The organism is Diaminobutyricimonas sp. LJ205, assembly GCF_009755725.1.
In the GTDB taxonomy this organism is placed as follows: Bacteria; Actinomycetota; Actinomycetes; order Actinomycetales; family Microbacteriaceae; genus Ruicaihuangia.
Map to the genome: position 1 here is coordinate 909,488 of NZ_CP046619.1, position 25,003 is coordinate 934,490.

Sequence of the window (25,003 nt, forward strand, 5' to 3'; positions counted from 1 at the left end):
ACGTGGGTGATGGCCACTTTACCCGAGATACATCAGGTTGAACACTGTTCGACAGAGTGGCCACTAGGGTGGGCGCATGACCACAGACGTTCACGCTGCCCGGATCGGCGTCATCGGGCTCGGTGCCATGGGCCGCCCGATGGCACACCATCTTCTCGAATCCCACGGTTCACTGCAGATCACCGGTCGCACCCGGCGAGAGGACGACTCGCTCGTGGCATCCGGAGCCATCTGGCATGGCACCGCCCGAGACCTCGCCGCGGCATCCGATGTCATCCTGCTCATGCTGCCCGACCTGCCGGAGGTCGAGCAGGTGCTCGCCGGACCGGACGGGATCCTTGCGGCCGGAACGGAGCTGCTGCTCCTGATCGGTTCGTCCTCCTCGCCGAGCGGTGTGCGTGAGCTCGCTGCGAGGTTGGCCGACGAGACGGATGGCCGCGTCCGAGTGGTCGACTGCCCGGTGTCGGGCGGCGAGGATGGCGCGCGCCTGGGCACCCTGTCGATCATGCTCGGGGGAGCGGACGAGGATGTGGCGCGCGCCGCCGCGGTGCTCGAGGCCTGCGGTACGCCGGTGCATCTGGGTCCGCTCGGCGCCGGTCAGGTGGCGAAGGCCTGCAATCAGATGATCGTCTCGGCGACGATCCTCGCCCTCGGCGAGGCGAGCGTGCTGGCTGAGCGCAGCGGCATCGACCTGCGGGTGCTCTGGGACCTGCTCGGCGGGGGCTATGCGGGATCGAACCTGCTGAACAGCCGTCGCGAGAAGCTCGTCACCGGTGACGACTCGCCTTCGGGCGTTGCCAAGTACATGGTGAAGGACCTGTCGTTCGCGGCCGATGTCGCCCAGGCGACCGGCACCAACGGCGTGCTCCTGCCGACCCTGCGTGCGGCGTTCGACGAGATCGTCGACTCTGGCCTGGGCGATCGCGACATTGCGGTCGCGCGCCGGTTCATCGCCGACCGCTGAGCCGCCGACTCGAGCCGCGGCGCAGCGCGACCGCGATGATGAGCGGTGCGAGGGAAGTCGACAACCGCAGGCCTTGCTTTCGAGTGACGAAATCCGGAGGATAGGCCATGTCGCAGTCCGACGTCATCTGCTCGTCCCGGACACCCGCCCCGGGGCGTGCTTTCTGGCCCAGGGAGTTGCCGTGACCGACCTCGACCGGGACGGGGCACCGTCCACAGATCCGCTGCGGGAGCCGTTCACGCCCGGCATGCGCAGCAACCCGCCCGAACTCACCGAGCTGACTCGAAGTGACGAGATCGTGCCGCAGGTGCTCATCCCGCTCGAGGACGTCAAGACCCGCGAGTTCGTCCAGGAGTGGCGGAACGCCGCGTACAACTGTTACTCATCGGGTCACAAGTTCTGCCGCGAGGTTTGCCCCGTCGTGATCGAGACCCGCAACGAGTCGTATAGCCCGACGGCGTTCCACGCGAATGTCGTCGGGATGGAGCGCGGCGAGCTGACGGTCGAGGATGTCGCCGCGGACTATGTGAACTGCACGCAGTGCGGCGCCTGCGAGTTGCGCTGCCCGAATACATTGTTCACGGGAGATTTCTACCGGTTCCGCACGCGCACGGTTGACGTCGTCAAGGCGGCCCGTGCGCTCGCCGTCGACTCCGGCGTCCATCAGGAGGGCTACCGCTCCTGGAACGCACGGACGGCGGAGCGCAGCCACGAGCCCGTGCTCGGCGAAACACCCGTCGGGCAGGACACCGTGCGCGACTGGGCCGACGGTCTCGACATTCCGATCGGCGGCGAAACGATCCTCTTCGTGGACTGCGAGGCGGCCTTCTACCGCACATCGGTGCCGCGAGCCGTCGCACAGGTGCTCCAGAAGGCGGGCTATGAGTTCGGGCTCATGGGCGAGCAGTGGTGCTGCGGCGGCCCGGCCGCCGAAATGGGCTACGTCGATCAGGCACGGGCATTCGCCGAGCACAACATGGCGTCGTGGCGCGCGACCGGCACGAAGCGCATCCTCGTGCTCGACCCGCACGACTACATCGCCTTCACCGAGGACTATCCGAAGTACTTCGGGGCCGACTTCGACCTCGAGGTGGTGCTGATCGTCGAACTGTTCGCCGAAATGATCCGCGACGGCCGGCTCGTGCCCGACGTCCCCGTGGATCGGGCGATCACGTATCACGACCCTTGTCGGCTTAACAAACGCAAGGGCATTTGGAAGGAACCCCGCGAGGTGCTCCGTGCCATCCCCGGGCTCCGGTTCGAAGATGTCGACCGCGTCACCCAATGGTCGTACTGCTCGGGCGCCGGAGGAGGGCTCGCGGTCGAGAAACCCGAGCTCACGGCTGCCATTAGCGCGCGTCGCCTGAGTCACGCGGGCGCGCTCGATGTCGACACGCTCGTGAGCGCGTGTCCGTGGTCGGAGCGACCGCTCACTGAAGCGGGCGACGACGTCGACATCGACGTACTCGACATCCACGAGCTGCTCGCGACCTCGCTCGGGATCGACGGGGGCGGCTCGCGAGGAGAGACCGGCGACCGTCGCTTCGCCCAGGTCCGCTCCGGCCCGCCAGGGCGCGCACGTCGCGCCAGCGGCGAACCCGGCACGGCTGATGGCAGCGAACCCGGCACGGCTGACGGCGACGGCTGAGGGGGAGCACACCGATGACGATCATGCTCGAGGATGTCGACGAGGTCGTCCGCGCCCTGCGCACCGTGCTCGCTGAGGAACAGATCCTCACAGGTCGCGCCGATCGCTTCAACCGGGCGCGGGTACCGGCACCTTTCCCGGTGCACCGCTGGGCCGAGCGCGTCCCCGACGTCGTGGTTCTCCCGACCTCCACCGAGCAGGTCGCCGCGGTCGTGAAGATCGCCAACGGCTTGCGGGTGCCGGTGGTTCCGCGCGACGGTGGCACGGGACTCACTGACGGTGCGGTGCCGTTGCGCGGCGGCATCCTGATCGATGTCAAACGCATGAACCAGGTGCACGAACTGGACCTCGCGAACCGCACCGTCACTGTCGGCACCGGCATCAATATGCTGAAGCTCAACGAGTACCTCGCCCCGTACGGGCTCTTCTATCCCGACGACCCGGCATCGTACCCGTGCTCGCTTGTCGGCGGACGGATTGGCACGAGCGGCTGGTCGCTCATCGGCGCACGCTACGGGCACACGCGCGACCTCGTGCTGAGCTTCGACCACGTTCTGCCGACGGGGGACATCATGCACGTCGGCGACGGCATCGGGCGCAAAGTGTCCAAGTCCTCGAGCGGGTATCAGCTCAAGCACCTCTTCATGGGCCACCAGGGCACCCTTGGGATCGCGACGCGCGCGACCCTCAAGCTCTTCCCGAAGCCCGAGGCAGAGCTCTCGCCGTTCTGGGCGTTCGATAACTACGATGACGCGTACGCCTGCACCGGCGCGCTCGCGCGGGCAGGGGTGGCCACGTTCGCGGGAGCCGTGCTCTTCGATGAGCACAAGGTGGCCTACCTTCGGCGCGATGACGAGGCGTACATCCCGCAACCCACCGATGTGCGGGCGCTCGTCTGCGCAGCGATGTACGGCTGGGACGACGAAGTGCGTGTCGGCGGCAAGCGCCTGTTCCGCATCGCGAAAGAGCACGGTGCGCGCTATCTCGGCGACGAAATATCGGAGGGCGACTGGGCGGCCCGGCACGACCGCTATGCGACCCCGCTGCACGGGCGCACGAAGGACGGCCAGGTCGTACCGATGAGTTGGCACTGCGAGGACGCGGCCATCAACTACTCCGCCTTGCCGTCGGTCACGAAGGCCTGGCACGAGATCGTCGCCGACCTGAGACGTCGCACCGACGTCTTCGACGACTGGGGGATGTTTGCGTACACGTCGGGGAGCACCGGCGTGGACTACCTCACCGAGATCGACGTCGGGATCTGGGAGCAGCAGCTCGACGACCGCGCGTGGGCGATGTGGGTCGACGCGAAGCGCAGGCTCGCCCGCGTCGCGCTCGACCACGGTGGCTCGATAAGCGCGTGTCACGGTTCGTGCCGCGAGGGTGAGGTAGACCTCGTGCCCGAGGAGCTCGGCCGCGGGTTCGACGTCATGCTCGACATCAAGCGCACCCTCGACCCGAACAACATCATGAACCCGGGCAAGTACCTGCTCGACCGCGCCTACCCGCAGGAGGGTTGAGATGACGTTCCGGCACGAGGAGCAGATGCAGCCGCCGCCGCCTCGCCAGGTGACGGATGTCGCGATTACGAGGCACGAGCACGTTTACGAAGTCGATCCGCGGCTGATGGAGCGCTGGGTACTGCAGCAACAGTTCCCGAACTGGGACTCGTTGCGCATCATGAACGCGCGAGGCGACCATCTCGCCTGGACGCACGCGCACTTCGCGAACAGCGTCGTGGCCGGTTCGGAACTGCTGGCCGAGGTCGAGGCCGAGGCCGCGGTCGAGGACGCGGCGAGCCCCGCTCAAGCGGCATCCGGCACCGAACCACCAGCCACCGCCACTGATCGGTAACCCTCAACCCGAAGGAGAACGCCATGAAGTTCAGCTACGTCATGCTGCCCGACTACCCGTTGGAGCAGTCGCTGCGCTCGATCCAGGTCGCCGACGAACTCGGCTTCCACGCCGTGTACGCTGCGGACGAGACGTGGCACAAGGACCTCTGGCTGCTGTTCGCCGCGGCCGCGGACAAGACTAAGAATGTGCGGTTCGGGCCGAGCGCCTCCGGCGTCACGCTACGCGAGCCGACGCTGATCGCTCAAGCGGCCGCAACCCTCGACGAACTCACGAACGGCCGCGCCGAGGTCGTGCTGTCGAGTGGCAACTTCGGCTTGCTCGCGGAGTACAACATCGACTGGACAGACACGAAGCCGCTCTCGCGGGTGGTGGAGGGCGTGAAGGTCGTACGAACGTTCCTCGACGAGGGTGCGATCACGATGGACGGGGAGTTCTTCTCATACTCGGGACTGACCACGTTCGCTCGACCCGTCCAGGAGCGTCTGCCGATCAAGATGGGCGCGATGCGCGGGCCCAAGTCGTTCGAAGCCAGCGCCGAATTTTCCGACGGGTGCCACCACGCGCTGAGCTATACGCGCGAGGCCTATGAGTACATGATGAAGCACTGCAGGATCGGTGCCGAACGCGCAGGCAAGAACGTGGAGGACCTCGACCTGGGCGCCTGGGTTGTCTTCTCGGTCGGGGAGGAGTCCGCGCCGGCCAAGGATGCGGCGCGCTCGATGGTCGGGCTCTACGCCTCGTCGATGCCGCACGAGCAGCTGCGCCGCAACGGCGTCGAGCCCGAGGAGGTTGCCCCGATCATCGAGGCGATCGGGGCGGGTGACCTCGCCCGCGGGATCGAGCTGACGCCGCCCGAACTCGCCGAGAAGCTCTCGATCGCCGGCACCCCCGAGGAGTGCCTTGAGAAGATCCAGCGTGAGATCGCACCGACCGGGATCAACCACATGCTCCTTGCGATCACCGACGCTGCCCTCGTAAAGGCGTTCACGGGTCGGGAGGTCGAGGGCGTTGCGGATGTCGACACGCAACTCCGGCTCGTGCACGACCGGATTATGCCGGCGTTCGCATAGGCGTCAATCGTGATGCCTCTCCAAGACTGGACTTCTGGATCGTCCGACGCTCGTGTGTAAGCGCGTGCTGAGCAGATAGCGATCGGCGTCTTAGGCTTCTCCCATGGCCGGCGAGACGCCCGCGATCGACCCCGATGTGCCGCCGTCAGGCGACGGCTGTGTCGAGTGCCTCGCGACATCCGGATGGTGGTTCCACCTGCGCCGCTGCGCCCAATGCGGGCACGTCGGATGCTGCGAGAGTTCGCCCTCGCAGCATGCGTCGCAGCATGCGCGAGAACTGGGGCATCCGATTGTGCAGTCGTTCGAGCCGGGGGAGCGATGGTTCTGGGACTACGCAGCGAGCGCCTTCTTGCGTGGCCCGGCGCTCGCGCCGCCTGACAGCAGGCCGCTCGAGCAGGGTTCGCCTGCTCCACGGCACTTGGTGCCGAGTGATTGGCAGGAGAAGCTGCATCCGCCGGTCACCGGGGAGAACCCGCAGCACGGCTGACGTCGTCGTCGGTGCGCATAAGCGGTGGCGTCAATTTGCTTCACGGATGATCCCGCCATTGGCCGTTCATCCAGCTCCACGCGTTGCCACCGAGCAGAACGTCCTCTCTGCCCCTCGCAATGGGGGACAAGCTGCCGCCTGCGTTATCGATGCTGGTCGATACGTTTGAATACGTCCGCGGATGTCGGGGAGGAGGTTCTCCCAATCGGTATTCCCGCGCGCAATCACGAGCGATGACCGCTCGCGCTCCACCTTTCAGAAATGGTAAGAAATTGACAGTTCAAACTGACCCCGCCAACCCCACACCAGCAGCACCCGCAGTACCAGCGCAGCCCACGCCGAAGGCCAAGAACACCGTCGGCCTGATCGCCATGATCGTCGCCATCGTGAGCTTCATCTTCGCCGTGATCCCGGCAACCTCGTTCTTTGCCTGGATCCCCGCGGTCGTGGCCATCGTTCTCGCGATCGTCGGCTTCACCCGTAAGGGCCAGAAGAAGGGCACCGCGATCGCGGCGATCGTCATCGCTCCGATCGCCTGGATCATCGCGATCATCGTCGCCACCGCGGCGACCGTCGTCGGCGTTGCGGACGCCATCGACAAGGCCAACGACGCTCCGTCGAGCGCGACGGTCACCGAGGAGGAGGCAACTGCGGATGCTCCCGCCGAGGAAGCCGCGATCGGCGACACCGTCACCACAGAGGACGGCATCGACTTCGTCGTGACCGCCATGGAGTGCGGACTGGCTGAGGCGGGCGAGGGCTTCCTGGTCGAGACTGCCGTCGGTGACTTCTGCAAGGTGTCCATCACCGTCGCCAACAACGGCGCGGATGCCACCCGCTTCTCGGCCACGAACGTGACCGGGTTCATCGGCAACGCAGCCTACGAGGCCAACAACGTGGCGAGCAAGGTAAACGACCAGATGATTGGCGCCGAGATCAACCCTGGGCTCTCGGCCACCGCCGAGATCTTCTTCGATGTTCCGGATGCCGCGCAGCTCGAGCTCGTCGAACTCAACACCGACTTCGGCTTCGACGAGGCCGTCGTCGTGCGCTTGAGCTAAGTAGTTCAGCTACAGGGAGGGGCGGCCGCATTGCGGTCGTCCCTCCTCTCCGTGACTGAGTTTTTCGAGCACTGAGTTTTCCGAGGACCCATGACCCTGTTCCAAGCTCCATATGACGCCCCGCCCACCGTTCCTCAGAACCCGAAGGCGCCCAACACCCCAGGCACGCTGGGCCTCGTGTTCGCCCTAATCGGGTTTGTGGTGGCGATGATTCCGCCGCTGTCCTTTCTCGCCTGGTTATTCACCCTTCCCGGGCTCGTTCTGTCGATCGTGGGCGTCTCTCGTCGCGGACGTGACAAAGGCCCCGCGATCGCCGGCATTGTCACCAGCACAATCGGATGGCTCATCTCGGTGACCGTATTCCTGGGACGACTCGGCGGAGACGCCTACGAAGCAGACGACGTCCGGTCGAACGGCCCGTCCATTGAGGCCGTGGAGCCCGGACAAGCGCACACACCGGCGGCCGAACCGAGTGACGCCGCTGACTCCACCTTCACGATCGGCGAAACCGTCACGAACAGCGACGGCGTGGCGATGACCGTCACCGGTCAGACGTCCGCGATTCAGTCGGCCGGACACGGCTACTTCAAGAAGGTCCCCACTGGGGAGTTCTGCGAAGTCTCACTGCGCCTGAGGAACGGCAGCAGTAAGCCGCTCGACTTCGATGTGTGGGATGTCACCGGGCGCATCGGAGACGCAGAGTATGAGGCGAATTCGAGCGCTAGCGACCTGGGCGGTGGGCGCATGACGGCCGACATCAACCCGGGGCTGGCTGTTGACGCGGTGCTTTACTTCGACGTCCCAGTCGGAGCCAGCCTCGAGCGAATCGTCCTGGCGACTGACTGGCTCGACCGAGACACGCTCGAGGTCCACCTCAAGTAGCGAGCCGAGTTTCCGAGCCTCGGGTAGGACTACGCCTGGGCCGACTTTCGGCCGATGCTGAACCAGAGGATCGGGCCGAGCAGCGGCAGTAAGAGTGCGGCCATGACCCACAGAACGATGGCATTACTCGACATCGGCGTCCGCGCGATGCTGACCACCGCCCAAACGGCTAATCCGAGCGTTGCCACCGTCAGCGCCGCTGCAAACAAAACGAATAGTCGTACCATGAATCCCAATTTCGTGCGCGTTTAGCCGGGTCGACAAGGTGCTCGACCTGCCTTCACGGTATGTCGCCGCACCGTGGATCCAGGCGCCCGACACCGTCGGCGCCCCCTAATGGGGGTTCTAGCGCTCGACCAGCGCTAGTCATATGCCCGTTGCGCGGACACAAAGTGAGCGGATCTCTTGGATAAGCCGCTAGTCTGCGGTGATTGCGCTCGGGGGAGCGCACCGCCACGACCGGGGGACCGATGGACGACGCAACACGGCCGACGCAGGGTGCCGCAACCCTAAGTTCACGCCCAGCCGCGTACGCGGTGATGGGGGAGTGCCTGCGCATGCAAGCGACGGCGAAACCCCGAGGAACACTGGCCCGCCTGTTCGGTATTAGCCCGCTGCATCCGGATTCCGTCTCCTGGTACCAGGGCGCCCTCGGTGAACTCGAGGTCGGCCGCGAACTGAAGCGCCTCGGCCCTGAGTGGACGGTGCTGCACGCCGTCCCGGTGGGCGCGGGGACGAGCGACATCGACCACGTCGTGATCGGACCCGCCGGAGTCTTCACGATCAACACGAAACGGCACAAGGGCAAGAAGGTCTGGGTCGGTGGGAGTCGGCTGCTGGTCTCCGGCCAGAAGACGGACCACCTGCGCAACTCCCGGCACGAGGCGAAGCGCGCGGCGAAACTATTGACCACGGCAACGGGTCAGCCGATCCAGGCGTCAGCACTGCTCGTGATCGTCGCCGCGCAGGGCATCACCTTCAAGGAGCGACCGGCCGACGTGACCGTGCTGACGCTCGGCCAGCTGGTGCGCTGGCTGAACCGGCGCCAGCCGGTGCTGTCCGAGCCGGAGCTTGCCGAGATCCTGCGCGTCGCCGAGGACCCGTCAACCTGGCATCGGGCTCCGGATGTCTCGAGCCTCGGCCACGACGTGGAACAGTTCCACGCCCTGCGCCGCGAGGAAGACCAGTCAGTGCGCCGGCGTCTGACCTGGCTGGCGGTCGTGGCGGCGGGGGCGGTCATCTTTCTAGCGAACGGCGGCTTTGCGATGATTGCCTCTGCAATATCGAGCCTGATCGCGCCCCTGTTCGGCCTTTAGGGGCGCGCGAACTTCCGATTGCGCCGCCACATCCCATCGCCGCGCCAGGCAGCTCGTTTCTACCGCAACTGCGGGGCTGACGACGTTCCATCCGCGCCGAATCGGCGAAGGAAGTCCGTGCGAAGGCCCGCGCTCGCGTTGTCGGGGGAGGGACTACGACCGACCAACCGAACCCATTCCTGGGCCGCGCGGGGCCAGGGCTTCCTCGTCGGCGTGGGGGAGGTAACTCATGAGTTCGCCCTTGATTGCGATACCAGCAACGCGAAGAAGATCACGGTAGGAATTCTGACAGCGCAAATTCCCTTCGCCCTGACGGGCGCGCTGATCGATCAGGCGAGCCGCGGGGAAACGACTGGGTTGCGGAGATTCCGCCTACGCGCCGAACTGCTCGAATCGATAGGCCAATGCTTCCTTGGACGGACGGTCGCCTGGCCGCGCTGGCAGCACGAGTGGACGCCCATGCATGTCCTGAAGCCCATGGCGAAGCATTGGCCCGTCGACCTCGTCGAGAAGCACTCCGTCAATCTTCACCACATAATCCGGCGTGATTCCCAAGAGGTTCCGGTCATACGCCGCGTGGTGGATCTTGCACAAAGACAGCCCGTTCGTCACGCGTGCAAAGCCGTCATGCGCCGCATCCGGAACGATGTGGGCCGCATCAAGCAGTTCCACATGCCTGAGCGAGCACACCGCACAGCTGTCGCGATACGCGTGCATCACCTTCGCGCGGAAAGCCGGCTGATGCAGACGAGCCTTTACCGTGCGCTCGGCGTAGGCCCGCTGATCGAAGGTCATTGCGGCCGGATCACCGAAGAATCGCAAGGACTCGTCCATGGTGATCGTGAATACGCGCGCACTTGGGTCGTCAGCGGCTACGTACACGGGATAGTGGGCGACGTACACACCGCTCCGCACGGCTTCGAAATAGATCAGAGGGTCCTGTTGATCAAACGCCCGGCGGAGCTTGACGTTGTCGCTGCTATCGCCTGACCTGTATGCATATCGAACGAACGCGGCGGTGTCGAGCTGGTCGGCATACGGCCCGTTCAGGCTCGTCATGATGCTAAGCGTAGAACTGAAATCGCGCGGATTCCGGATGCCGCGGCCGCGGTCGATCAAGGGAAGCCGTACGCCGTTGATAGTGAAGTTGGCGAGCTCATCCCGTTCGAACTCGTACTGCCCGCCGAGCTGGCGGTCGTCAAGCCACTTGAAGATCGCTTCGCGCAGGGCTCGCTCCTGCTCGAAGGTGTACATGGTTTCGTTTTAGCAGGTGATGCGGAGGCGGAGCGACCCCCATATGTGGGACAGCTCTAGCATGGCGGGTCTGCGCGGGTGCCCCTCGATGATTTGCGATACTCAAGTCATGCAATCCAATGCCCCTATTCTGAGCTTGTTCGGGGGCATCGGAGGCTTCGAGCGTGGGTTCACCAAGGCAGGATTCACCGGCCAAATCCACACCTACGAGAACTGGGAACCGGCGCGTAGCGTCTTGTCGAAACGCTTCCCCGGCGCTGTGCTGCACGCCGATGTTCAAGATATTCCGAACGACATGCACGACGCGCACTTAGTTGCGGCGGGGTTCCCCTGCACCGACCTCTCCCAGGCTGGGAAGCAGGCAGGACTGGATGGCACTGCCTCCGGTCTGATCCTCGGCGTGCTTGAGAAAATCCGCGTCGCCAAGCCCGAATGGGTCATGCTCGAGAACGTGCCCAACATGCTGCGCCTCAAACAAGGCAACGCGATCCGCGTGATCACCGAAACCCTCGCCGACGCCGGCTACTCATGGTCGTACCGGATCTTGGACGCCCAGTACTTCGGTGTTGCGCAGCGGCGAAAGCGCGTATTCGTGCTGGCGAGTCGAAACCACGACCCAGCCAGGGTGCTGTTCCGCGACCTCAATGAAGCGGCACCGCGACCGATGACAAACCCGTCGAGACGAGCCGACGCCAACGGCTTCTACTGGTCCGAAGGCAACCGCGGAGTCGGCTGGGGCGTGGGTGTTGTCCCGACGATCAAGGGATCGACGACGGCAGGCATTCCGACCTCGCCGGCCGTCTGGCTCCCCGATGCGGCGGACGACCATCGGTTCCGGACACCGTCGATCGAGGCGCTTGAGATGCTCCAGGGCTTCACCGCCGGCTGGACGAAGGCCGCTCCCGCGCGGGACCGCTGGAAGCTCGTCGGCAACGCTGTGGCCGTGCCCGTGGTGCGTTGGATTGCCGAGGGGCTCAAGGCCTACGACGAGCTAGACCTGGTCGACCTCTCCAGGCACTTGACTGGCAACGGCGGATGGGGTTGGTCCGGTGCTCTCATCGATGGTCACACGGCGACAGGAAAACTCCCGGACGCGCTGGCCACTGGCCCGCTTCGCCGCGAGATCTCACTGTCCCGCCTCCTGCGCGAACGCGGCTCGAACGCGCTTTCGCAGAAAGCCGCCCGTGGTTTCACAACACGTCTGCAACGCAGCAACCTGAGTTACGAGCAAAACTTCATGCGGGACCTCGTGACCTACTCAGGACTCTGAATGTCAGTGGCCCTGTGTAAAAACATGAAGTGAGATCATGTGTGGGGAAGGGTTGGCAACACGATGGGGGAATCCGTGACGTTTGAGCTTGATGAAGCGCGCACCGAGGCGTCCACGACAGAGGTGCCGGAGATCGGCCAACTCGCGAGCGTCCGCGGCGCGAAGTGGATCGTCACTGACGTCTCACAACAGGCACTCCAACGCTCCAGCGCCGACGACGGCACACCTGAGCTTCAGCATGCGGTGTCGCTGCAGTCCATCGAAGAAGAGCATTACGGCCGCGAACTCACCGTGGTGTGGGAACTCGAGCCCGGCCGCGGCGTCATCCTCGAACAGGGACTTCCCGTCACAATCGATCCGGCCCGGATCGACGACCCCACGACGTTCGCCGCGTACGTCGACGCCCTTCGCTGGGGCGCGCTGACTTCAGCTGACGCTCGCACGCTGCAGGCACCGTTCCGCAGCAGCGCGACCGTCGAGGCCTACCAACTCGAACCGCTCCGTCGTGCGCTGGAGTCCCCGCGCGCCAACCTCCTCCTCGCCGACGACGTCGGCCTGGGCAAGACGATCGAAGCCGGCCTCGTGGTGCAGGAATTGCTGCTCCGGCACCGCGCCCGCTCGGTGATCATCGTCTGTCCGGCGGGCCTGACCATCAAGTGGCAGGAGGAGATGCGCGACAAGTTCGGGCTCACGTTCGAAGTGATCAACTCGAACACCATGCGCGACTTCCGTCGGAAGTTCGGGGTGCACGCCAACCCGTTCGTTGTCTTCCCCCGTGTCATCGTCTCGATGTCCTGGCTGCCGTCGCCGCGCGCTGAGCGTCTATTGCGCGACGTATACGCTCGCGCCGACGACAAGCGGGTCGCCGATCGCTACGCTTTCGACGTGGTCATCGTCGACGAAGCGCACCACGTCGCCCCCGCCACACCGTCACGCAATGGCAACGACACCAGCCGGTATGCAGTCGACAGCCAGCGAACCGTCGCCGTGCGCGAGCTCGCAAGGCGATGTGAACACCGCCTTTTCCTTAGCGCCACCCCTCACAACGGCTACACCGAGTCATTTACCGCGCTCATGGAGATGGTCGACCCGCAGCGATTCGCCCGTGGCGCAGACCTTGACGTGAAGGCCCTCCAGCAGGTCGCCGTGCGGCGGCTGAAGAAGGACCTACCGGAGAAGGGCTTCAAACTGCGCGAAGTGCAGGCGATGCTCTTCCAGCCGAGTGACGATGAGTCAGAAGCGTATGACCGGCTGATCGCGTTCACGACGCGACGCAACAAGGCCGTGCAGGCAGAGAAGGGCAAGCGCGCCGCCGACCTGGCGACGCTCATCCTCAAGAAGCGCTTCTTCTCCTCGCCGACCGCATTCGCCACCACCGCGGCCACCTACCTGGAGACCAGGCTTCGCGGTGACGACGAAGTCGAGTTGCCTGACTACGACGAGGTGCTCGGCGACGAAGCATCCGATGAAGAAGAAGGGCGCGCGGAACAGCCTGAACTCGAGGCGCTGCGCACGGCGAAACGTGCGCAGGTGCCCCTCACCGATGAGGATGTCGCCGACCTCGAATGGCTTATTGACTGGGGCTCCCGCTACGCCTCGCTGCCCGACACCAAGCTGCAGGCGCTCATCGATCTGATCCGCGCGCAGCTGCTCACGCCAGACGGAACCTGGCTGAACGAGCGCCTCGTCATCTTCACCGAATACGTCTCCACCTTGAACTGGATCCGCGACGTGCTGGAGGCGTTCGAGCTCGGCGGCGACCGGCTCTCAGTGATCGAGGGATCGACAGATGCGGACGAGCGCGAGCTCATCCGAGTGCGCTTCACCGAAGACCCGTCGAAAGACCCGGTACGCATCCTCATCGGGACGGATGCCGCGGGCGAGGGCATCGATTTGCAGACGCACTGTCACCGCCTGGTGAGCTTCGATATCCCGTTCAACCCGAACCGGCTCGAACAGCGTATCGGTCGCATCGACCGATACGGGCAGACCGAACGCCCGCAGATCTACCACCCCGACCCCAGAGACAAGTCATCCGCGGCGTCGAACTACGCGCGCGACACCGACTACCTCGCCAGGGTCGCCCGCAAGATCTCACGCGTGCAGGAGGACCTCGGTTCGGCCGGCGAGATCATCGACCCCGACATCCAACGCGACCTCGGCTACGGCAACATGCCCAGCCGTCCCAAACCGGTGAAGGGCACCACCGAATACGCCATGCAGACCATGCTGCAGGGCGAGCACACTCTGGGCCGTGAACTGACCACCCTTGCCGACCGGCTCGAAGGGTCCCGCGACCGGCTCCATTTGCACGACCGTAACCTGCGCCGCGTTTTGGAGACCGGCCTGCGGGTGTCCGGTCAACCCAGCTTGATCAGCGTTGTCGACGAAAAGGAGCAGGCAGAGCTGCACGCGACGCCATCCGGTCTCGACCGCACCTGGACTCCCGGGCTCGAAGGACTCCGCACGCGCCTGCGGCCAGACGTGGCCCGGCCCATCACCTTCGACGGTGAGGCGGCGAAGAACCGCACCGATATCGTCTACGCCCATCTGGGACATCCGCTCATCCAGCGTGCAGCCCGCGAGCTCCGCGGCCAGATCTGGACCCGCTCCAACCACATCCACGGTGTGAGCGCGGTGGTGGTCGACGGCCTCGAACAGTCTTTCGTCGCCGGTGTCGCCCGCCTGGTTGTCGTCGGCGATGGCGGTACCCGCCTGCATGAGGAGGTGTTCCTCGCCGGAACCCGGCTCAGCCGACGCCAGGAACTCGGTGTCGAGAAGGCTGAAGACCTGCTCGTCAGCGCCCTCGACGCCGAGAAGCTCAGCGCTCCCGCGCCGGCGGTGATCGAAGAGCTCGCCGACCTGTGGAACACCGATGGTGTCGCCGACGGCGGCGTCCGCCAGCGCGTCGCCGATGCGGTCGCTTCCCGAGCGGACAAACTCCGCAGCGGGATTGAGCAAGACCTCGACAAGCGCAAGACTGCCGACCTCGACCGCGTCGACGAGGTGTTCGCCCGATTCCGGGAGATCCTCACCGCGACGCTCGCCAGCGCCGAAGCGCACAAGCGCGAGATCGAGCAGATGCTCTTCCACGAGGAACAGCAACAGCGCGAGAAAGACCTGCAGAACATCCGACGCCGACTCGACGCCCTCGCCGATGAGCAGCGCGACGAGCGAGACGCCGTCGCCCGGCGGTACGCAAACCTGCAACCGCACACCTTCGTCGCCGCCGTGGTATTCGCATTGAGTCCGGCCGACGCCGAGAAACTGGGGGAGCACCGTGGCAACTAAGGATCCGTGGGAGTGGCTGTCTCTCGTCGATATCGATGGACCGTTCCTTTCCAAAGCTGCGTTGAAGTCGGTGTTTCCGACCGGTCTCGCCCGACCGTTCAACGCGATAGACGACGTCAACAGCACCTTCGTCTATGAGCACACGCGGTGGGCCAAGGCTTGGACGAACCGAAATGGTCGAACGGATGCCTCGGACGACCTCGGCTGGCGTGACCGCTGGGTCACCGCGGTGCTGCGCGATTTGCTCCAGTGGAATGACTACCTCGTCGAACAACCCGACCCGACCCTGGTCGCGAGCTCACCCGACGGCGACGTGACCGTGCAGCCGTGGGCCGCTCTGCAGACAGATGACAAGCCTGCCGCTCTCGTCGTGGTGGTCGACCCCGCCGAAGACCTCCGACGCTCCGGCACCGACGGCTGGGCAGCTGACGCAATCGACCGCACAGCCGCCCTGCTCCGCGCCACCGGTGTCACAATCGGCCTCGTCACCGACGGTCGTTGGTGGGGCATCGTCTCCGCGGCCCGCGATGTCACGACCGCGAGTGGAGTGTTCGACGCGCTGATCTGGCGCGAAGAGCGCGACAGCCGCGACGCATTCCTCGCCCTCGCCGGCCTGGTCTCCCTAGCCGGTGGTGCGCCTGAAAAACGCCTGCCGAAACTCTTCGAAGAGAGCGTCGCGAGCGCCGAGGCCATCACCGAAGCCCTCGGCGACCAGGTGCGCCGCGCCGTCGAGCTCGTGCTGCAGGCCATGTCGGAATCGCACCTGCGGGCCGTCGCCCGCGGTGACGAATCGCCGTTACCGCCGGACAGCAAGGAAGTCTACGAGGCCTCGGTCTCTGTGCTGATGCGGGTGATCTTCCTGCTGTTCGCCGAGGAGCGAGGCTTGCTGCCGCAGCACCAGATGTACCGCGATTCCTACGCCATCGCTGGCGTGCGCGGCGACCTGGAGCGCCAGGCGCAAAGCGACACTGAAGAAGCCCTCGACCACACCTGGGAGACCTGGCACCGCCTGCTCGCCGCGAGCACTGCCATCTATTCGGGCGCTACCTTCGAAGACACCCGCATGCCCGCCTACGGCGGATCCCTCTTCGACCCCGCCCGGTTCTCCTGGCTTCGCGCGACTGACGCACAGGGACAGCTAGCCGTGCGGGTCTCCGACCGTGTCATGCTCCAGGTACTCCGGGCCGTGCAGGTTGCCAATGTCGGCGGCGAATCACGCCAGCTGTCGTTTCGAGACCTCGACGTCGAGCAGATTGGCTACGTCTATGAAGGTCTGCTCGGCTACTCCGCCGAGTACACCACCGATGTCGTCGTGGGTTTGCATGGTAGGAGCGGCTACGAACCCGAGATCGCGCTAACCGACCTGCTGGCGATCGCGAAAGGTGCAAACGGCGGCACCGATTTTGCGAAGAAGCTCATCGACCAGCTCGGCAAAATCCAGCCCAACTCGAAGCCCGCGACGGCACGGCAGATCGCGAAGGCGTTCGAAACGGATGACGAAGCGGATGCCGCGGACGCCCGCACCCGCCTTGGGTACGTTCTGCTGGGCCGCACCGAGCTCGTCGATCAGCTCGCGCCGCTGCACGCGCTGATCCGCAACGACCTGCGCGAGTTCCCCTACGTCGTGCCTGCTGGCGGATTAGTGATGACGGAGTCCCCGCAGCGCGCGAACACCGGCACCCACTACACCCCGCGCTCGCTCGCCGAGGAAGTCGTGCTGCACGCGCTCGAACCGCTTGTATTCTCGCCCGGTCCCCTAGACACCGAGAACAGGGACGACTGGGTGCTGAAAAGCTCCACGGAGATTCTTAACCTCAAGGTCGCGGATATCGCGGTTGGGTCTGGAGCATTTCTTGTTGCCGCCGCCCGATACCTCGCTGCGCGCCTCATCGAGGCTCGCTCTAAGGAAGGCCTAAGTACGGCAGAGAACGAGGACGTCAAGCGGTGGGCGATCCGTGAGGTGGTCGCTCGTTGCCTGTACGGCGCCGACATCAACGGCATGGCCGTTGAGATGTGCAAGCTGTCGTTGTGGCTCGTCTCCATGGACCCCGGAAAGCCGTTCTCCTTCGTCGACGACCGCGTCTTCCACGGCAACTCGCTGCTTGGCGTAACCGGTGAACGCCAGCTCCGCGCGCAACACGTCAACCCCGGAGACAGCCAGCTCGTTCAGTCGAAGCTGCTGCAACTCGACGTCGACAGCGACCTTGAAAAGGCCGCCAAGCTGCGCTGGGAGCTTTCCAGCGGCCAGGTCGACGACGCCGACCGAATGCGTTCCACGCGTGCGAAGCGCAAGCTCCTGGAAGAGTCACGGGCCGTCACTGCCAAACTCCGCGATGTTGCCGACGGCATCATTGCGGCGGGATTGCTTGAAGGCGGCAAGCCTGGGCGCGCGCTCGAAGCTCGGTACGACGAACTTGCCGATGCGCTCTATGCGGCGTACACGCCTGGAGTAATCGGCGACCGCCGGAGGCTTGAAGCGATTCTCGAAGCTGGACTAACGCCGACGGTCGATACTGGGGAACCGCGTTGGAAGCCGTTGCATTGGGTGATCGAAGCACCGGATGTAGTGATCGACCACGGGGGATTCGACGCCATCATTGGAAATCCTCCCTTTCTCGGCGGAAAGAAGATTAGTCCTGCCATGGGCGACGCCATTCGGGCTTGGTTCGTCAACTGCGTCGCTGGGGGAAAGGCGGGAAACGCTGACCTTGTCGCCTACTTCCTTTTGCGCGCCTGGACGCTGTTGAACAGAGGCACCGGGCAGCTCGGGGTGGTTGCCACGAACACTGCTGCTCAAGGGGATACCCGTGAGGTTGGGCTTGCACAGATGATCGAGGGAGGCATCACCATTCGGCGTAGCATCCAGAGCGCGACCTGGCCTGCCAAGAGTGCAAACTTGGAGTATTCGGCCATCTGGTCCTCCATCCCCATACCGGCTGAAGGCGTGCGTGCAGTTGCCGACGGCATTCCTATCCCCAAGATTTCGTCGCTGTTGGAGGCTGAGGGGCGAGCATCGGGCGATCCGATAGGCCTTCGCGCAAATAAGCGACATGCCTTTATCGGATCGTTGATGAACGGTGTTGGGTTCACTGTTCCTCCGGAAGAGGCCATCGCAATGATTGGCATCGATCCTGCGAACGCTGACGTCATCAGACCGTATTTGGTTGGCGCTGATCTCAATAGCAGCGCGGAAGGCAAACCCACTCGTTGGGCGATCGACTTCGGAACGCGCAGCGAGGCGGAAGCGAGCAAGTACGAACAGCCGTTCCGTTGGCTCGTCAGAAACCTGAAACCCCATCGTGAATCGCTTGCCAACAAGCCCCATTTACAGCAGATGTGGTGGCAGTACGAGAGTCCGGGTCGCGCACTATACAAAGCAACCGCCCCGTTAGATTGGGTGATCGCGATCACACGAGTAAGCAAAACTGTCATGCCGCTTCGAGTGCCAAACGGCTATATCTATGGTGACGCTCTAGTGATCTTCGCCTTCGACGATTTTGGCGTGCTCGCGCTGCTCTCTTCGACTCCGCATCAACTGTGGTCGATGAAGTACGGGTCAGCGATGAGGAACGACCCGCGTTACACGCCCTCAAGCGTGTTCGAGACGCTGCCACGGCCATCGATTACAACAGCTCTTCGTTCCGCGGGCGAATCCCTCGATCGAGTACGTATTGAAATTATGGTTCGGAGAGATCTTGGCCTGACATCGCTCTACAACTTGGTGAACGACCCGAGCGTGACCAGCGATATCGATGTGAAGCGTGTGCGACAACTTCATGTCGATCTCGATCATGCAGTGATGGAAGCTTTCGGTTGGAGCGATGTCCCGCTCGATCACGGCTTCCACACGTACCGGCAGATGGAGCGGTTCACGGTGAGCCCCGTCGCCCGGGTAGAGATCCTCGACCGGCTGCTTGAGGAGAACCATCGCCGTGCGGCTCTTGAGACGCAGAGCGGCGGCAAGGCCGCCACCTCCGTTCCGCAGGTCGGTCTCGACCCTGAGTTTGTCCCCGAAGGAGCGATGTTTTAGATGACGACCGACACGCCTGTTTCGGCGGCGACGTCCGCCGAAGTACGCGACAAGCTCATCAACCTGCTGCAACGGGACCTAGTAGGTCCGTGGGGCGGGGCCGACGAAACGGTCAACGGCACACCGCGCGGTCGCTACCTCGTCGGCGCGCTCGCCCCCGTCGCGATCGGCGATGACGATCCCGTGTCCACGCCGATACCCGGGAGCCTGCTTCGCACCGAGGTGGACAGACCTGACGACTTCCGAGACTCCGAATCTCCGGCAGTTATCGACCCCGAAGCGAGCCGTGACGTGAAGGGGGTGCTCGAAGAAGCCGACGAGACCATCGCCGATGCAGGGGGTGCCGACACCGATGAAGACCGCGGACCGGAGTCCAAGCTCATCGCCCCGTCTTCGATGGGATTGCGGTTCCAGGTTGGCCCCGAGGTCGACAACCTCGTGTTCACCGCACGGTGGGGGCAGTACGAATCACGCAAGGGCGTTGACGATAGCGGCCGCGATCAGACCTACCACGATCGAAGGGACCATGTCGAGCCTCGCACCATCGACATCTCCACGATAGGCAAGGGACAGACGCACACCGAGGTGATCGTCGACAGGCACGTCGCCATCTCGGTCGAGGTGTTCCAGCACGACGGACTCCGAGTCGTGGAAGCCGCGCTACAGAATACCAAGGTCACCGGCAAAGAGCTGCCGCCCCGCGTATGGCTTTTCCAAACCCAGCTCGAGGTGACCGCTCCCGATGGGCAGGCGGTTTTCCGGCCGACCCGTGATGCGCTCGACAACGCGCGCGACTTCGGCGATTCCGAGGTGCTCAAGCTCGACCTGCTCTACCGTGACCGGCTCGAGTTTGCCGTCGGCCGCACCGCGTCTGCTACGTGGACGGTGCCTAATCCGACGGCACGGCTCGCTGTAGCGGTGCGCACCACCTGGATCCCGACCGCCGACGTGCCGCAGACCCTCGCGCCATCGATTGACGGAGCCGAAATGAGCATGCGGCTGCTGATGGAGGCGACGCCCGATCAGCTGTCGCAGTACCTCACTCCGCTGATCGAGGGATACGAGGACTGGCTCGGCAAGCGGCGCGACGAGATGGCGGCGCTTCCCGAACACCTGCGGAAGGTGGCCGAGATCGGGATCCAGGACGGCGAAGACGCCCTGGCGCGACTTCGCGACGGCCTCGCGCTGCTCACCGACGACGATCCTGCCGGCACGACAAGCGAGCACGCGCGCAAGGCGTTCGCCTTCATGAACCGCACCATGCGCGACCAGCGCATCCGCTCGCAGATCGCCGCCCTCCGCAACGCGGATCGTGCCATTACGGTTGCTCAAGCCGCAATGGCAATCGAGGCGAAGGGTGATCTGGCGGCATCCTGGCGTGCGTTCCAGCTTGCGTTCATCCTCATGCAGCTACCTTCGATCGTCGACCCAACGCTGCCCCGGCGGTCCGGAGACATGCCGCGGGCGGAGCTGCTGTTCTTCCCAACCGGTGGTGGCAAGACCGAGGCGTATCTCGGTCTCGCAGCGTTCACCTTCGGCATCCGACGCCTGCAGGGCGTGATCGAGACGCCCGGCGGCGTGATCGATGGCCGTGACGGGGTAGCCGTGCTGATGCGCTACACGCTGCGGCTGCTCACCTCACAGCAGTTCTTACGCGCGACCACACTCATGTGCGCGGCCGAGATCGTCCGAAGGGAAGACCCGGCGACCTGGGGAGGCGAGCCATTCCGGATCGGACTGTGGGTCGGATCGAGCGTGAGCCCGAAACGATTCTCCGAAGCCGAACAGCAGGTTAAGGACGTCCGCAACGACGACGGCAATTCGGCCTACGGGCTCACAGTGCTGCAATTCAGCAGCTGTCCCTGGTGTGGCACACCGATCAACCCGAAGGCGGATGTCGTCGCCGTCAAAGCGACCCAGCGCATCCACGTGTATTGCGGTGACAAGCTTGGCGGCTGCCCCTTCTCCGCCGGTGGCAGCGCGGTCGACGGCCTGCCGGTGCTCACCGTTGACGATGAGATCTACCGGCATCCGCCGACGTTCTTGTTGGCCACGGTCGACAAGTTCGCGCGCCTCGCTCGCGAGGGGGAAGCGGCGAGCCTATTCGGGTACGTGTCGAAGCGTTGCCAGCGACACGGCTACAAGCACCCCGACACAGGGTCGACGGTGTGCGGCGCAAACGAGCACAAGCAAACGAGCGAGGGTGGTCGCACCTACTCGAAAGCTGCGGTGAAGGCGGTTGACCGGTTGCGCCCGCCGGACCTGATCATCCAAGACGAGTTGCACCTCATCACAGGCGCACTCGGCACCGCGGTCGGGCTCTTCGAGGCTGCCATCGACACGCTGTCGTCGTGGGAGCTCGGAACGACGGATGACGCCGCTCTGGTGAAGCCGTTGGTCATCGCCTCGACGGCGACCGTGCGGAACGCCCGCGACCAGGTGCAGAAGTTGTATGCGCGGCAGGTGCAGATTTTCCCACCGCAGGTGCTCTCGGTCACCGACACCTTCTTTTCGAAAGAAGTGGAGATAACACCCGAGAAACCGGGTCGTCGCTATGTCGGCGTCTGCGCCCACGGTGCTCGGCTGACGCTCGCCGAGATCCGGGTCAGCGAGATCCTGTTGCTCGCCGGACAGAAGCTGTTCGACGAGCACGGCGACGCGGCCGAGCCGTACGCGACGCTCGTCGATTACTTCTCGGCCACCCGTGAACTCGCCGGCATGAGGCGGTACCTCGAAGACGACATCGTCACTCGCACCAGCAACCCGGACAAAGATTCCGGGTACCCGCGCCGCGGATCTCGGGGGCTGCGAATCGGTGAGCTGACCTCGCGAATCTCCTCGTCGGACATTTCGGCGACGCTCACCAACCTGGCCGTACCGTTCGATCCGGAGATGGACACGACGCAGGCAAAGCAACAGTACGCAGCTCGCGCCGAGGCCGCGAAGGCCGCCGGCAAGAAGCTGAAGACGCGCGAATCGTTTCCGTACGATGTAGTGCTCGCGACATCCATGCTCCAGGTGGGCGTCGATGTGCCGCGGCTTGGATTGATGCTCGTGGTCGGCCAACCGAAGAACACAGCCGAGTACATCCAGGCATCGTCCCGTGTCGGCCGTGAGGCGACTAAGCCAGGGCTCGTCGTGACGCTCGCCAACCGATCTCGGCCGCGGGACATGGCGCATTACGAGCAGTTCCAGCATTACCACGAGACGTTCTATGCGCACGTCGAAGCGCTGTCGGTCACACCTTTCTCCGACGCTGCCCTCGAGCGTGGGCTAACGGGTCTGCTCGTGTCGGCGGCTCGCGTTGCCGATCAGAGCAACAGTTCCTCACTGTCGCCGGAGACTGGTGCCGGCGCGATCGCGGTTCGGCGAACGTTCGTCGAAACTCTGGTCGATCGCCTCGTCTCGCGCATCACCGTCGCGAGCGGCGGGGACCACACGGTGGCGCAGGCGGCTAGGGGCAAGCTCATCCTGCGGCTCGACAAGTGGAGCGATCAAGCAGACCTGTGGGCCGGCGCGCTCACGTATCAGAAGGACACCGTTCCCGGTGGTCAGATCGTCTCACCGCTGCTTGTCAGCCCCGAGACGGTCGTGCCAGATGAGGACACCCGGTTGTTCCAAGTGGCGAACTCGATGCGTGAGGTGCAGCCCGAAATCAACCTGCTCGTCACGGCGTTCACCGGCAAGCTCGCAGAGCCGATCACGGCTGCCGCGCCGAAATGGCTGTTCTCGAAGAAAGATGAGAAATGACAGACGTGTTGGAAGAGCTGAGCAGCGTGCCCGATGAGCCCACCGGCGTGCCAGACGAACTGACAAGCGTGCCGGGCGAAGTCGCCGACCCGTTCAAAGACCTCGAGGACGCGCCGTCGAAGAACAACAGCCGCGTCGGCTCGGTACGCCCGAGCGCATTGCTTTACACCTCGGGCATCGGTGCAACGGTGGACATGCCGCACATCGCCGTCATGCCTCAGGGCTTGGATGCATGGGAGCTCGCGTACTCACGGCAAGGAAAGCCCCAGCTTGTGTTGGTGGATCGGCTGCTGGCTGCCGTGCGCACCCAGCTCGGTCGGCAAGTGGAGGAACTGCGACAGCCGCCCTGGGTGCCTGAAAAGGCCTACGAGAGCGGTACGCCGATCGGCATTCCCACACGTGTGTTCCCGCAGTGGCTCCGCTGCACCGGATGCGACCTGCTCGCACCAATCTCGGAATCGAAGAAGTTCGAGTTCGTGAACAAGAGCAAGCATCGGCCCGACAAAGCGCAGTTCGTGCACAAGGACTGCAAGGGGCGGCCTAAAAAGGGGCAGAGGCAGGGGACGCTGGATGCGCGCCCGCGGTTGGCGGTTCCCGCTCGGTACCTGATCGCGTGCATCGACGGACACCTCGACGAGTTTCCGTATGTGGAGTGGCTGCACCGTGCAGACGAAGGGGGCGGGAAGTGCTCGAAAGCTCCGAAGCCTGAACTGCGGATGGTGGAGTGGCGGTCAAACCTCGGTCCACAGGTGACGATCCGCTGTGTCGCTTGTGAGATGAGCCGCAACATCGCTGAACTTACCCGAGCCGGCGGTGAGACGATGCTTCCGAATTGCCGAGGGCGGCATCCGCACCTCCCGACGTATGCATCGGTTGATAGTCCGTGCCAGGCAGAGGTGCGACTGATGCTCCTCGGGGCAGCGAACCAGTGGTTCCCGGCATCCGTGAGCGTGCTCGTGCTTCCCGCCCGAAAGAACGCGACACCTGCAGATGTGGTTGACATGGTCAAGGGGCTCCCCGCAACAACCTTCATCGATGTGCAAAGCGTCGACGACCTGATCGGGTGGCGCAAGTATGGCCCGAAGGACATACGTTCGCTGTTCGAGGGAATCGCCGACGAGGCGCTGTGGCAGGCGATCCAGGTGGCTCGCGGGCAGGCCGTCGCCGAGGCGGAATCCCCGATCTCGCCGTCCAGCTTCGATCCGATCAGTCTGTTAGAGCCTGAATGGGACACACTGGTGCACCCAGAGGACTTCGAGATCGAGGACCGTAAAGCGGGCTTCCGTGTACGGCCGGTGGCCGTGGCAACTGCCCTGCAGCCGGTTGCTTCGAACGTGGTCGCGGTGGAGCGCGTGAAAAAGGCCAACGCCTTCATCGGGTTCACCCGAATCGACGCCTTGGATCGGGTGGGCGACGCCCCGAACCGGATCGCTCCGCTCGTGCAGTCTGGAAAGCCGAAGTGGGTACCGGCAACCGAAGATCGCGGCGAGGGTGTGTTCATCAGATTCGACGAGGATGTAGTCCGCGCGTGGGAGGACGGCGTGCTGGAGTCCGAAGTTTGGCGGGCACATATCGCCGCGCATGAACGAAACGTCAACCGGCGGCGGAGCCGCACCGCGGTCGAAATTGACGCGGCTGAGCGGATGCCGCCGCCCCGCTACTGGGCGCTGCACACGATGTCACACCTTCTCATTCGTGAGATGGCGATGTCGAGCGGGTATGGCTCGGCCTCGTTGACGGAGCGCTTGTATGCGTGGCGGGAAAGCGATGAACGGGAGGCAGCTGCAGGCATCCTGATTGCGACGACTTCGCCCGATAGCGAAGGCACACTCGGTGGTCTGGTTGCTTTGGCGCGGACGGAGCGGCTGGAGGGTGTTTTCCGCGATGCTCTGCGGCGAGCCGAGCGGTGTTCGTCAGACCCGATATGTGCGCACCGCGTGCCAAGCGGCCAGGAGGATTTCCTCCATGGCGCGGCCTGTCACTTCTGCGTGTTCGTGTCGGAGACGTCGTGCGAGAAAGCGAACCGCTTCCTCGACCGTCGCTTCGCTCTCACGCTGAACGCCGGACCCGAGCATGCAGTCAACGGTTTGTTTCAGCCGGTGCTGTCGGCGTTCGGCGCGTAA

Annotated in this window: 17 protein-coding genes; 15 read left to right on the top strand and 2 right to left on the bottom strand. The window is 64.6% G+C overall.

Annotation, left to right across the window (positions count from 1 at the left end):
* Nucleotides 1-76 precede the first annotated feature (76 nt).
* The 8 genes from GO591_RS04365 (at nucleotide 77) to GO591_RS04400 (ending at nucleotide 7,969) form a co-directional block, all read left to right on the top strand.
* On the top strand, nucleotides 77-964 hold the full coding sequence (locus GO591_RS04365) for an NAD(P)-dependent oxidoreductase (protein ID WP_157155689.1): 888 nt from the start codon (nucleotides 77-79) through the stop codon (nucleotides 962-964).
* A gap of 181 nt (nucleotides 965-1,145) precedes the next feature.
* Nucleotides 1,146-2,612, top strand: a complete 1,467-nt coding sequence (locus GO591_RS04370) for a (Fe-S)-binding protein (RefSeq protein ID WP_198295557.1) — start codon at nucleotides 1,146-1,148, stop codon at nucleotides 2,610-2,612.
* A 14-nt stretch (nucleotides 2,613-2,626) separates the two neighbouring features.
* On the top strand, nucleotides 2,627-4,132 hold the full coding sequence (locus GO591_RS04375; RefSeq protein WP_157155690.1) for an FAD-binding oxidoreductase: 1,506 nt from the start codon (nucleotides 2,627-2,629) through the stop codon (nucleotides 4,130-4,132).
* A 1-nt stretch (nucleotide 4,133) separates the two neighbouring features.
* On the top strand, nucleotides 4,134-4,466 hold the full coding sequence (locus GO591_RS04380; protein WP_198295558.1) for a hypothetical protein: 333 nt from the start codon (nucleotides 4,134-4,136) through the stop codon (nucleotides 4,464-4,466).
* A gap of 23 nt (nucleotides 4,467-4,489) precedes the next feature.
* Complete coding sequence (locus GO591_RS04385) at nucleotides 4,490-5,539, top strand: LLM class flavin-dependent oxidoreductase (protein WP_157155691.1); 1,050 nt, start codon at nucleotides 4,490-4,492, stop codon at nucleotides 5,537-5,539.
* A gap of 103 nt (nucleotides 5,540-5,642) precedes the next feature.
* Nucleotides 5,643-6,026, top strand: coding sequence for a UBP-type zinc finger domain-containing protein (locus tag GO591_RS04390; RefSeq protein ID WP_157155692.1), 384 nt, complete (start codon nucleotides 5,643-5,645; stop codon nucleotides 6,024-6,026).
* Nucleotides 6,027-6,298: 272 nt separating this feature from the next.
* Nucleotides 6,299-7,087 carry a DUF4352 domain-containing protein gene (locus tag GO591_RS04395; RefSeq protein ID WP_157155693.1) on the top strand — a complete coding sequence of 263 codons (789 nt, stop codon included), beginning with the start codon at nucleotides 6,299-6,301 and terminating at the stop codon, nucleotides 7,085-7,087.
* 90 nt (nucleotides 7,088-7,177) lie between these two features.
* Nucleotides 7,178-7,969 (top strand): DUF4352 domain-containing protein, encoded by a 792-nt coding sequence (locus GO591_RS04400; protein ID WP_157155694.1) that lies wholly within the window; start codon nucleotides 7,178-7,180, stop codon nucleotides 7,967-7,969.
* 29 nt (nucleotides 7,970-7,998) lie between these two features.
* On the opposite strand, the gene GO591_RS15870 is transcribed toward GO591_RS04400, so the two are convergent.
* A complete protein-coding gene (locus GO591_RS15870; protein WP_232466341.1) occupies nucleotides 7,999-8,103 on the bottom strand; it encodes a PLDc N-terminal domain-containing protein in 105 nt (34 codons plus the stop codon).
* Between GO591_RS15870 and GO591_RS15875 the strand changes: the two genes are divergently transcribed.
* Entirely contained in the window at nucleotides 8,072-8,221 is a 150-nt protein-coding gene (locus tag GO591_RS15875; protein WP_232466433.1) for a hypothetical protein, read from the top strand. The two genes, GO591_RS15870 and GO591_RS15875, sit on opposite strands and share 32 nt — an antisense overlap.
* Before the next feature lie 218 nt (nucleotides 8,222-8,439).
* Nucleotides 8,440-9,285 (top strand): nuclease-related domain-containing protein, encoded by an 846-nt coding sequence (locus GO591_RS04410; RefSeq protein WP_157155696.1) that lies wholly within the window; start codon nucleotides 8,440-8,442, stop codon nucleotides 9,283-9,285.
* Between the two features lie 372 nt (nucleotides 9,286-9,657).
* On the opposite strand, the gene GO591_RS04415 is transcribed toward GO591_RS04410, so the two are convergent.
* Nucleotides 9,658-10,539: an HNH endonuclease gene (locus tag GO591_RS04415; RefSeq protein ID WP_157155697.1), complete on the bottom strand. Its 882-nt coding sequence runs from the start codon at nucleotides 10,537-10,539 to the stop codon at nucleotides 9,658-9,660.
* Nucleotides 10,540-10,600: 61 nt separating this feature from the next.
* On the opposite strand from GO591_RS04415, the gene GO591_RS04420 reads away from it, so the two are divergent.
* The 5 genes from GO591_RS04420 (at nucleotide 10,601) to drmB (ending at nucleotide 25,003) form a co-directional block, all read left to right on the top strand.
* Complete coding sequence (locus GO591_RS04420; protein ID WP_157155698.1) at nucleotides 10,601-11,809, top strand: DNA cytosine methyltransferase; 1,209 nt, start codon at nucleotides 10,601-10,603, stop codon at nucleotides 11,807-11,809.
* Nucleotides 11,810-11,884: 75 nt separating this feature from the next.
* A complete protein-coding gene (drmD, locus tag GO591_RS04425) occupies nucleotides 11,885-15,100 on the top strand; it encodes a DISARM system SNF2-like helicase DrmD (protein WP_232466271.1) in 3,216 nt (1,071 codons plus the stop codon).
* Entirely contained in the window at nucleotides 15,090-19,130 is a 4,041-nt protein-coding gene (locus GO591_RS04430; RefSeq protein WP_198295559.1) for a DNA methyltransferase, read from the top strand. Before drmD ends, GO591_RS04430 begins: the two co-directional genes overlap by 11 nt.
* Nucleotides 19,131-22,880, top strand: coding sequence for a DISARM system helicase DrmA (gene drmA, locus GO591_RS04435; protein ID WP_157155700.1), 3,750 nt, complete (start codon nucleotides 19,131-19,133; stop codon nucleotides 22,878-22,880).
* Nucleotides 22,877-25,003 carry a DUF1998 domain-containing protein gene (gene drmB, locus GO591_RS04440; RefSeq protein ID WP_157155701.1) on the top strand — a complete coding sequence of 709 codons (2,127 nt, stop codon included), beginning with the start codon at nucleotides 22,877-22,879 and terminating at the stop codon, nucleotides 25,001-25,003. Before drmA ends, drmB begins: the two co-directional genes overlap by 4 nt.

Bases quoted from the DNA above. Each gene is read 5' to 3' on its own strand.
- GO591_RS04365 (WP_157155689.1), top strand. From the start codon at position 77: ATGACCACAGACGTTCACGCTGCCCGGATCGGCGTCATCGGGCTCGGT.
- GO591_RS04375 (WP_157155690.1), top strand. From the start codon at position 2,627: ATGACGATCATGCTCGAGGATGTCGACGAGGTCGTCCGCGCCCTGCGC.
- GO591_RS04380 (WP_198295558.1), top strand. From the start codon at position 4,134: ATGACGTTCCGGCACGAGGAGCAGATGCAGCCGCCGCCGCCTCGCCAG.
- GO591_RS04385 (WP_157155691.1), top strand. From the start codon at position 4,490: ATGAAGTTCAGCTACGTCATGCTGCCCGACTACCCGTTGGAGCAGTCG.
- GO591_RS04390 (WP_157155692.1), top strand. From the start codon at position 5,643: ATGGCCGGCGAGACGCCCGCGATCGACCCCGATGTGCCGCCGTCAGGC.
- GO591_RS04400 (WP_157155694.1), top strand. From the start codon at position 7,178: ATGACCCTGTTCCAAGCTCCATATGACGCCCCGCCCACCGTTCCTCAG.
- GO591_RS15875 (WP_232466433.1), top strand. From the start codon at position 8,072: ATGACCCACAGAACGATGGCATTACTCGACATCGGCGTCCGCGCGATG.
- GO591_RS15870 (WP_232466341.1), bottom strand. From the start codon at position 8,103: ATGTCGAGTAATGCCATCGTTCTGTGGGTCATGGCCGCACTCTTACTG.
- GO591_RS04410 (WP_157155696.1), top strand. From the start codon at position 8,440: ATGGACGACGCAACACGGCCGACGCAGGGTGCCGCAACCCTAAGTTCA.
- GO591_RS04415 (WP_157155697.1), bottom strand. From the start codon at position 10,539: ATGTACACCTTCGAGCAGGAGCGAGCCCTGCGCGAAGCGATCTTCAAG.
- GO591_RS04420 (WP_157155698.1), top strand. From the start codon at position 10,601: ATGGCGGGTCTGCGCGGGTGCCCCTCGATGATTTGCGATACTCAAGTC.
- drmA (WP_157155700.1), top strand. From the start codon at position 19,131: ATGACGACCGACACGCCTGTTTCGGCGGCGACGTCCGCCGAAGTACGC.
- drmB (WP_157155701.1), top strand. From the start codon at position 22,877: ATGACAGACGTGTTGGAAGAGCTGAGCAGCGTGCCCGATGAGCCCACC.